Origin of the sequence: Gordonia aichiensis NBRC 108223 (assembly GCF_000332975.1) — a bacterium.
Classification (GTDB): domain Bacteria; phylum Actinomycetota; class Actinomycetes; order Mycobacteriales; family Mycobacteriaceae; genus Gordonia; species Gordonia aichiensis.
Genome location: NZ_BANR01000018.1, coordinates 124,034 through 132,873, shown reverse-complemented (window position 1 = coordinate 132,873; position 8,840 = coordinate 124,034). Strand labels below are relative to the sequence as shown.

Genomic DNA, 8,840 nt, shown 5'->3' with positions numbered 1-8,840 from the left:
CCCCCCGCTATCTTCCAGTTCTTCACCATGATGCTCAACACGCTGCTGTCGGTCTGGTCGCCCGAGTTGTTTCCGACCTCAATCCGTGCCATGGGCGCCTCCGTTGTGAACGGAATCGGCAATGTTGCCGGAGCGGTAATGCCGTTTGCAGCACTGTTCTTCTTCAACCAATCGGGCGTAGCCGGAGTCTTCTTCATGATCGCGGTCATGTACGGGTTGCTGGTGATCGCCGCTCGTTTCGGCCCGGAAACGTTCGGCAAGTCTTTGGAGGAGGTCGCCGATAGCCCCTCCGCGCCGGCCAACACGTAGGGAACACACGAAACAACAAGATACGCCGACGACGCACGACGCCTTCTCGAATCCCGACTACATTTTACCGACAAAGGACTTGAAAACACATGAAACAACTATCCATTTCGGCAACCGCGCACGCTCTCAACTACCTGCCTCAATACCACGCAGACCACGTCGGGCTATTCGCTGCGCACGACCTCACCGTCATCTCCAGAGCATGTGACCCCTGGACGGGGGTCCTGGACGATCTCGACAGCGGTGTCGCCGACGTCGCGCTCGGCGGGCTGTGGGTCCCGGCAATGTACGCCGGTTCACAACGAGATCTCGTCGCTTTCGCGCAGGTCAATGACCGCTTCCCCAAGGCACTGGTCGTCAGGGACAACGCTGCCACCTTCACCTGGTCAAGCCTTGTCGATGGCACGGTCCTCGCTCCGGGTATTGGGGGGAGTGCACCGTATGCAGTGACCGCAGGACTCCTGCGCGATCATGGGGTTGATCCCTCATCCGTCGCTTTTCTGCGGGATCTTTCGACCCCGATGTATGTCGAATTGTTCGAATCAGGACTCGGAGACGCGATAGTGCTCGACACTCTCACCGCTCAATCCATGGTCGATCGGGGGACCGGCGTGATCGCCGTCGACTACACCAGCGCGGTCGGAGTCGGCCCGAACAGTGTTTACTACTGCCATCGAGACCGTGTGGACGAGCTTCGCGACAGGCTCACCGGTTTCGTCACCGCGCTCGATTACGCGATGCGGGAGGTTTGCGCCACACCGGTTGCCGGTCTTCAACCACTGCTGACACAGCACTGGCCCACCGCCGACCCGTCGACGCTCAGCGCCGCGTGCGTTGCGATTCAAGAGTCGGGGACGTGGGACAGCGTCCGGATCGATCCCGAGGGCACTCGCCGGTGGATGGAAGTGCTCGCAGCTGAGCGCATGGTGTCCACCGCACCGACATTCGACCAGATCGTGACGCCGAGCATCACCGCGCACCTCGAACTCAGCCAAAGTCATCGGTGACATGCCTCTTGTCCTCTCCGACGCCGACATCCGCCCATTCATCAACCGGTCGTCAATCATCGAGGCCGTCGAGCGTGCGCATGCCGCACTCTCGACGGGCTCGGCGAATAGTCCCGCGCCGCCCGCATTGACTTTGCCCGAGGACGGCGTCGCATTGCCGATGATCGCGTACGACGCCGGCCCGGATATCACACTGGTCAAGATGTTGTCGGATCTGCCCGCCAATCCCGCACGATCGCTGCCGCGGCAGCGATCAACGATCACCGCCTTCTCCGCGCGTACAGGAGAATGCATCGCGATGCTCGACGGCCATGCCATCACTGCCGTCAGAACCGCAGCTGCCAGCGCGGTGGCCACGAAATACCTTGCCCGACAGCGGCCGTCGATTCTAGGGCTCGTCGGGGCGGGAAACCTGGCGATTGAGCACGCGTACGCGCTCGCCGAAGTGACCGAAGTCCGCAGCATCATCGTATGGACCCGGTCGACGGAGACCTTCGAAGCATTTCGCACAGGTACCGATGCGCTCGGAATACCCATCGCCCGAGCGGCCACGCCACGCGACACCATCACGCAGGCGGACATCGTATGCACACTGACCCCGTCTGAAGATCCCATCGTCAATGGCGACTGGATAGCTCCCGGAACACATCTCAACGTGGTCGGCGCTGCCCCCAGAGCCGACCATCGTGAAGTCGACACCATCTCCATCCGACGATCTCGGCTCATTGTCGACAGCTACGACACCGCCGTCACCAAGTCCGGCGACGTGTGCATTCCGCTCGCAGAAGCTGCCATCACCGGCGACCATATCGTCGCAGAGCTCGGCGATATCGTGAGCGGAACCGTCGCAGGCCGACGCGCCGATTCCGACATCACCCTGTTCAATTCCACCGGGCTCGCTCTGCAGGACCTGGCGGCCGTAGCCACCATCCTGGACGGAATCGCGGCTTCAGGCTGGCGGGCGCCAGTGGAATGTGGCCATCTTCGGCGTGATTGCTGGTTACCGTCATGATGCAGCGCCTTCTCGTGGGTGCGGTCCGGACCGAGCTAGGCGACTAAGCGTGTCTAACGGCCGTCATCCGTAGTACCCGCTTGGAACTTCAGGATCTCTTCGCCGTGATCTTGCGCCCAGCTGGTGAGTACCTCGATGGGATCTATGAGGGTCTTCCCCAGGTCGGTGAGGCTGTACTCCACTTGCCGTGCACCGTCGACACTGCGCTGGACGAGACCAAACTCCTGGAGCCGACGCAGAGTTTGAGTAAGCACCTTGCGTGAGATACCGCCGATGAGGTCGGCAAGTTCGCCGTGTCTCCGAGGTTCTTTGCTGAGTCCGAACAGCACGAGCACAGCCCACTTGCTGGAGATCACCTCGATCGCCAGACGGGTCGGACAGTCCGAGAGGAACGCGTGGCCGGGCGTGGTCTGCACGAATCCAAGGTACCTCCAGGTAACCGTTCGACTCCTAGCGTGATGACTGGATGCTCAACAGTCAGAACCGGTATTCGCAAGGAGTCAGTCATGCCACGAGTAGTCGAATTCGATCAATTCGGTGGGCCGGAGGTATTGCACCACGTACATACCCCCGTCCCCGAGCCCACAGCCGACGAGGTTCGCGTGCGGATCGAGGCGTTCGCGATCAATCCGCTGGACGCGATGATGCGGTCGGGTTCATCACCAGCACCGGTTCCCCTCCCGCACGCACGCCTCGGCATCGAGGGCACCGGTGTCATCGACGCGACCGGCCGGGAAGTGTCCGGGTTCAGGGTCGGCGACCCGGTCATCATCACTGCGATCCCGGACTCGATAGTCCGCGGCAGCTACGCCGACTTCACCACTATTCCGGCGAGTTGGGTGGTTGCCCGACCCGCGGAACTCGACGTCGTCGAGGCCGCGGCGATCTGGGTGGGCTACTCCACCGCATACGGAGCTCTCGTCGAGGCAGCGAACATGCAGCCGAATGACCGCGTGCTCATCGCCGGAGCGTCGGGAAGCGTTGGGCGAGCGGCAATTCAGGTCGCGTCTCGACTAGGCGCGGTACCGATCGCCATCACTCGGGACGTGACGAAAACCGACGATCTGCTTGAGGCGGGCGCAGCCGCTGTGGTCGCTACTGACCGCGAGAACGTGCCTGCCGCGGTGCAGCGTCTCACCGACGGCACGGGTGCAGACATCACCCTCGACGTGGTTCGGGGGCCAGGCCAGCAGGCTCTCCTGAAAGCAACGCGTCCAGGAGGACGCCTGATTGCTGTCGGGTTCCTCGACCGGCGGCCGACACCCGAACCAGATGACGTATCGGTCACCATCGTCAACTATCGCGGCTTCGACTACCTTCTCGATCCGGCGGTGACGGGACGCATGTCCACCTTCCTCGACGCAAGCGTCCAGCAGGGCGGCTTCCGACCTGTCATCGACACCGTGTTCGGTCTAGACGACATCGTCGAGGCGCACCGCCGCTTCGAAGCCGGCCGACACGAAGGCAAGAAGATCGTCGTCACCACCTGACCACGCAGAAGACGGTCATCAGTCGGCGGTCTGGGTTGCACTGAACCGACAAGGTTGCCAACCATAGGGTTCAGTGCGATGGCTCGGACGTGAGGAATCGTCACAGTGACATATTGATCGCAGCCGATGGGGACTGCTGCACCGATAGAGACAGTTTCGGTGTCATGCCGCTGATGCGGCTGTGTTGATGATCGCCTCGTATTCGATCGGCGTCAACCGGCCGAGGCGGGCCTGGCGGCGCCTGCGGTGGTAGGTCCGTTCGATCCAGGTGACGATCGCGATTCGGAGTTGCTCGCGGGTGCTCCATCGCTGCCGGTCGAGGACGTTGCGCTGCAGCAATGCGAAGAACGATTCCATCGCGGCGTTGTCGCCGGCGGAGCCGACTCTGCCCATCGATCCGACGAGGCCGTGTCGGTTCACGCCGACACGAATGTGCGGGATCGAAATTGAGAACCCCTGTCGGAGTGAACAATACAACCCGCAACGTCGTGGCTGCGGCGGGCGACCGCACTGTTCAACGCACTGACGGCGAGACGTGAGTGCATGCGGGAGTCGATGCTGTACCCGACGATCCGGCCCGAGCAGGCGTCCTTGATCGCGCAGAGGTAGAGCTTGCCCTCGTCGGTCGAATGCTCGGTGATATCGCTGAGCCACAACTGGTCCGTCGATTCGGCGGTGAAGTCCCGTTCGACGAGGTCGTCGTGCACCGGCGGGCCGGGTTTCTTCCCGTTCCGGCCGCGTTTCTTTCCGAACCTCGACCACCAACTGTTCGCGGAACAGATCCGCCACGCCGTCCGCGTACTCATGCTCTGGCCAGCAGCTTCGGCCTCATCGGCGAGGAATCGGTACCGAACTCCGGGTCATCACGATGAGCATCGAACAGCGCATTCGCCCGGATGGCCTCGGTTCGTTCAGAAGTGGTGACCGCCTCGGTCAGCCACCGATAGTACGGCGGACGAGAGAGCTCAAGTACCCGGCACGACACTGCGACGGCAATCCCGTCCGCGGCGAGCTCCTTCACGAGCGGGTAGAGCCTTGTCCCGGGAGATTCGCCCGCGACAGATACGCAGCAGCCCTGCGCAGGACTTCGTTTTCCTGCTCCAACAGCCGATTCCGCTTCCGAAGCTCACGCAACTCAGTGGATGTCGTTCCCGGTTTCCGGCCCTCGTCAATATCGGCGCGACGCAACCACTTCTGCAAGGTCATCTCATGAATCCTGAAGTCCTTCGCGATCTGCGCGAGCGTCACCCCCGACTCTCGCTCGCGGGCCACCCGGACCACATCATCACGGAACTCCTGCGGATACGGCTTCGGCACGATAGCCATCCTTCCAGGCCCACCCTCCCAGGCAAGCCAGATCAGATGTCCCTATCGGTGCAGCAGTCCCCCCACCCCTGGGTGATGAGCAGCTACGAAACTGAACCGATGGGTTCACGCTGATGGAGGCAACATCATGGTCGAAAGGCCCAAGGACAAGGCGGTACCCCCGCACGCGCCGCCATACACACCGCCCGACATCGAGCCGTCAGCACTGAGCGACGAGTCAAAGCCCAGGCGAGGCGAGCGCCGTGCCCTCGACGTGGTGTCCGCCAGTTGATGCGCAAGTTGATGCTCGGCAGGCGTGACGCCGGGTTTAAGATTGCGGACGCGCGGAAGGGGGCCCACCAAAGACAAATTCGTCACAGCGACGTATAGGCGCCCAAGTTTCAGGGCGGACCCACAGACACGCCCAACAGCCACGATGAGCAATGTCCATTGACCACGTCGCACGTCGTGCGGAACAGGCAGCTGCCGGCGGCCGTCCCACCCGGCACGTGCATAGCACGCAGCCCCAGCAGTGACAGACTTTGTCACAGCTCGCCAGTTTGTTGAAAATCAAGGCCCCTCCGATGACAATTCGCCAATCTTGATGACGACTAACAATGCATCTGTCCGATTCAGAGATAGGTGATACCAAGCCGGGCTTGTGACCTGGCAACTCTCACGTCTCCCTAGAAGTTCGCATCGCTAAGTGTCCGCAGAGATATGAGTGTGTCGGACAGATTTCCAGAAAGAGGTGAGAGTGTCGAACCGGCAGGCCTGCGACGCGCATGGGGGTCTCCTTACTGAGCGCCAGTGTTTCACGGTACGGTGAAACTAGTTTCACGGTATGATGAAACAATGTCAAGATCGGGAAGCGAACGCGCAGCTTCCGCGGACCGCTCGGAGGACTTCAAGCGGGGCCCGCGGGATGAACGGGGAGTGCTGGCCGCACGCATCCTCGCCGTCGCGCGCGACGAGTTCGCCGCGAACGGGTATCAAGGCACCAGCATCCGGGCGATCGCACGGGGTGCCGACGTCGATCCGGGGCTCGTGTATCACTATTACGGGGGTAAAGAGGCATTGCTCGCCGCGTGTGTGCAGGCGCCTCCCGCGATGCTCGACCGCATCCGCGAGGCGTGGCAGACGCCCGCGGAAGCGCTCGGCACGGCCCTGGTGACCGTCACGCTGGCCAACTGGAGCGATCCGGACAGCTCCGCCTTCCTGCGTACGATGGTGCTGACTGCGGCCCATCACGCCGAGACTCGCGCGGTGTTGCGCGGTCTCGTCCAGAACCAGCTGATGGGGCCGGCGACGATCGGGACGGACGCCGACGACGCCCGGCGGCGGGCCAGTCTGATCGCCTCCCAGCTCCTGGGCCTCGGCGTGGCGCGATACGTCTGGGGTGTCGAGCCACTCGCGAGCATGACCGACGACGAAGTGATCGCCGCGGTCGGTCCCACGATCCAGCGGTACGTCGATGGGCGGCTGGGCTGAGCGCCCCGCTGCCGACCAACTAGCTTGCCGAGTATGTCGGAGGTCACAAACGCAGTGGCCGCCGCCTTCCGGCCGTCAGCTGCCCCGTTCGCCGTGTCGTCGGCGGTGCGCGCACTCCTCGCCGGTGGGACGATGCTGCTTCTCGGATGGAGCATAGGGGATTGGGATCGGCTGGGCGTGGCCTATCTCGGCGCGGCCTGCTCGGTAGCGTTCGTGGTCGGCGATTCGTACCGGGGACGGGTGACCGGCCTGTGCGCGCAAGCCGCCGGCGCGGTGCTCGGGCTCGTCGTGGCGGGATTCATCGGCGGCGGAGCGTTGACGATCGTCATGGTGGCCGCCGCAGCAGGCGCGGTGTCCGGCCTTGTCGGCGCGGCGGGTCCAGCGGGACCGGCCTTCGGGATGATGCTGAGCATCGGTGTCGCATACGGCCAGTTCGGCGGGTCCAGCCTCGGGCCGATCACGCAGGCGCTCTGGTACTTGGTGGGGGCACTGGCCGTCGGGGTGGCGCATGTCGCGGACTGGCCCTTCACCCGCGATGAGACGCACCGTCGCGCAATGATCGGGGTGTACGACTCGGCCGCCGACTTGTGCGAGGCGATCGGACGGCGGGACGCATATGGGGCGCGATCGCGGATGGCGGCCGCGTCTGCGAAGGCACGCAATGCCGGATGGGACGCCAGAACCGAACACGTCGCTTACGCCACGGCGGCCCTCTATGCGGAGGGGCTGCCGGTCCCCCCGCAAGTCGTTGCCGGACTCCGCACGGCGGCCACACAACTGCGTGCCGGAGACCCCGTCGAGGTCTCGGCCAGATGGATGGCGACAGCCGGTTTGCGCGCGATGACGCAGGCGTTGTCCAGCCCTGGATCGCAACCATCGCGGGTCGTCGACCGCGATCTGCACCCACCGCTGTTGCCGTCGCTGACTGGGGCAGCAGTCGCGAACGCTCTCCGTATGGCGGTGTGTCTGGGCGTGGCAACCACGGTCACCCTGGCCGCACACGATCCCAGCCATTCATTCTGGTTACCGCTCACCGTTGCGGTGATCGTGCGACCGGAGTATGCCTCGATCGTGGTGCGCACGGTGAACCGGATCGCCGGCACCATCATCGGGGCGCTGGTGGCGGCCGGGGTTCTCCTGCTGTGGAACAACGGCTTCGCGGTTGCTCTCGCCGCATCGCTGGGCTTGGCGTTCGCCGCGCTGACCGCGCCCAAGCTGTACGGGCTCAGCGTGATTGGGGTGACGGTGTCGGCGATCCTCGCCTCGTCGATGGGCCACGCGGACATTGTGACGCCGGCGATTCGGATCCTCGACACCTTTCTCGGCGCGGTCATTGCCGTCGTGTTCGGATACCTACTCTGGCCGGGTGTCCGGCGCCTCCCGCAACAGGCCCGCCTCGACGATGCTCTCGACGCGGCCACGCGATACCTCGATGATGCTGCCGCCGGGCCGTCGCGCGACCGCACCACCCTCGTCCGTCATCGTGACGACGCCTTCCTGAGAGCGCATGGGGCGAAGTCAGCGTGTCTGGCCGCGTTCGCCGAGCCGCCGCCGATTCCGGCACGCGCCCGCCAGATGTTGCCCTTGGCGATCGAAATGGAAGCGATCGTGGACGAGATCACCCGCATCTCGCTGTCGGTCGACGGCGCCGATCCACCGACCGACCAAGCCGTCGAACGGGCGCGGGAGCGTCTGCACGACCTGCGGTCTGCGGCGTCGGCTTCTGCCGCGCCATGAGCGTTGTCAGACAGGGCACCGACACCGAGGACATACTGAGTCGACGGATCCACTTACCGGTATCGCGGTTGGTCGCGAGGCGGAGCTCGCCGTGCTGGCCGAGGTCGCCCGGCACGCCGCCGACGCCCGACGGGGCCAACACGGCAAGCCGGAGAGCGATTAGCGTCGCGGCGCCCTGCGACCGCTCAGAGCCGAACTGTTGTCAAACCTCGCCAGAATCGAGCCCAGATTCGCCAAATTGGTGAAAACTCGCCAATCTCGGTGACCGTTCACATCGGACACCGTTGACGAGAACCGCCTTCTCGATGCAGTGCCGATAAGAAACATTATGTCAAGTAAACGATGCTGAGTCGTAGATTGTGCGAACTCGACTCCTCCCCGAACTGTCGGGTGACAGCACATGTGGGAGTTTGACAGGCTAGGTGGGAATGAGTGACAGATACATGGCGATCGGCACGAGTCTGAGCTACCGCGCTCCGCGCTAAACGA

7 protein-coding genes and 1 pseudogene are annotated in these 8,840 nt (G+C 63.8%); 6 read left to right on the top strand and 2 right to left on the bottom strand.

Translation table 11 applies throughout. The features are described from left to right. The 3 genes from GOACH_RS16540 to GOACH_RS16530 all read left to right on the top strand — a co-directional run. Positions 1–309 (top strand): MFS transporter (locus tag GOACH_RS16540; RefSeq protein ID WP_005177129.1); only part of this gene is annotated, 309 nt, incomplete at its 5' end. Positions 310–398: 89 nt separating this feature from the next. Next, on the top strand, positions 399–1,316 hold the full coding sequence (locus GOACH_RS23140; protein ID WP_005177126.1) for an ABC transporter substrate-binding protein: 918 nt from the start codon (positions 399–401) through the stop codon (positions 1,314–1,316). 1 nt (position 1,317) lies between these two features. Continuing rightward, a complete protein-coding gene (locus GOACH_RS16530; protein ID WP_005177124.1) occupies positions 1,318–2,328 on the top strand; it encodes an ornithine cyclodeaminase family protein in 1,011 nt (336 codons plus the stop codon). Between the two features lie 53 nt (positions 2,329–2,381). Here GOACH_RS16530 and GOACH_RS16525 read toward each other — a convergent pair whose 3' ends face one another. Next, positions 2,382–2,744, bottom strand: coding sequence for a winged helix-turn-helix transcriptional regulator (locus GOACH_RS16525; RefSeq protein ID WP_005177123.1), 363 nt, complete (start codon positions 2,742–2,744; stop codon positions 2,382–2,384). A 90-nt stretch (positions 2,745–2,834) separates the two neighbouring features. On the opposite strand from GOACH_RS16525, the gene GOACH_RS16520 reads away from it, so the two are divergent. Continuing rightward, complete coding sequence (locus GOACH_RS16520) at positions 2,835–3,818, top strand: zinc-dependent alcohol dehydrogenase family protein (RefSeq protein ID WP_005177120.1); 984 nt, start codon at positions 2,835–2,837, stop codon at positions 3,816–3,818. Positions 3,819–3,980: 162 nt separating this feature from the next. On the opposite strand, the pseudogene GOACH_RS23810 reads toward GOACH_RS16520, so the two are convergent. Continuing rightward, positions 3,981–5,135 (bottom strand): annotated as a pseudogene (locus tag GOACH_RS23810) (IS3 family transposase). Positions 5,136–5,978: 843 nt separating this feature from the next. Here GOACH_RS23810 and GOACH_RS16505 point away from each other — a divergent pair. Beyond that, positions 5,979–6,614 carry a TetR/AcrR family transcriptional regulator gene (locus GOACH_RS16505; protein ID WP_174320846.1) on the top strand — a complete coding sequence of 212 codons (636 nt, stop codon included), beginning with the start codon at positions 5,979–5,981 and terminating at the stop codon, positions 6,612–6,614. Positions 6,615–6,647: 33 nt separating this feature from the next. After that, positions 6,648–8,351 (top strand): FUSC family protein, encoded by a 1,704-nt coding sequence (locus GOACH_RS16500; RefSeq protein ID WP_040518980.1) that lies wholly within the window; start codon positions 6,648–6,650, stop codon positions 8,349–8,351. Positions 8,352–8,840: the final 489 nt, after the last annotated feature.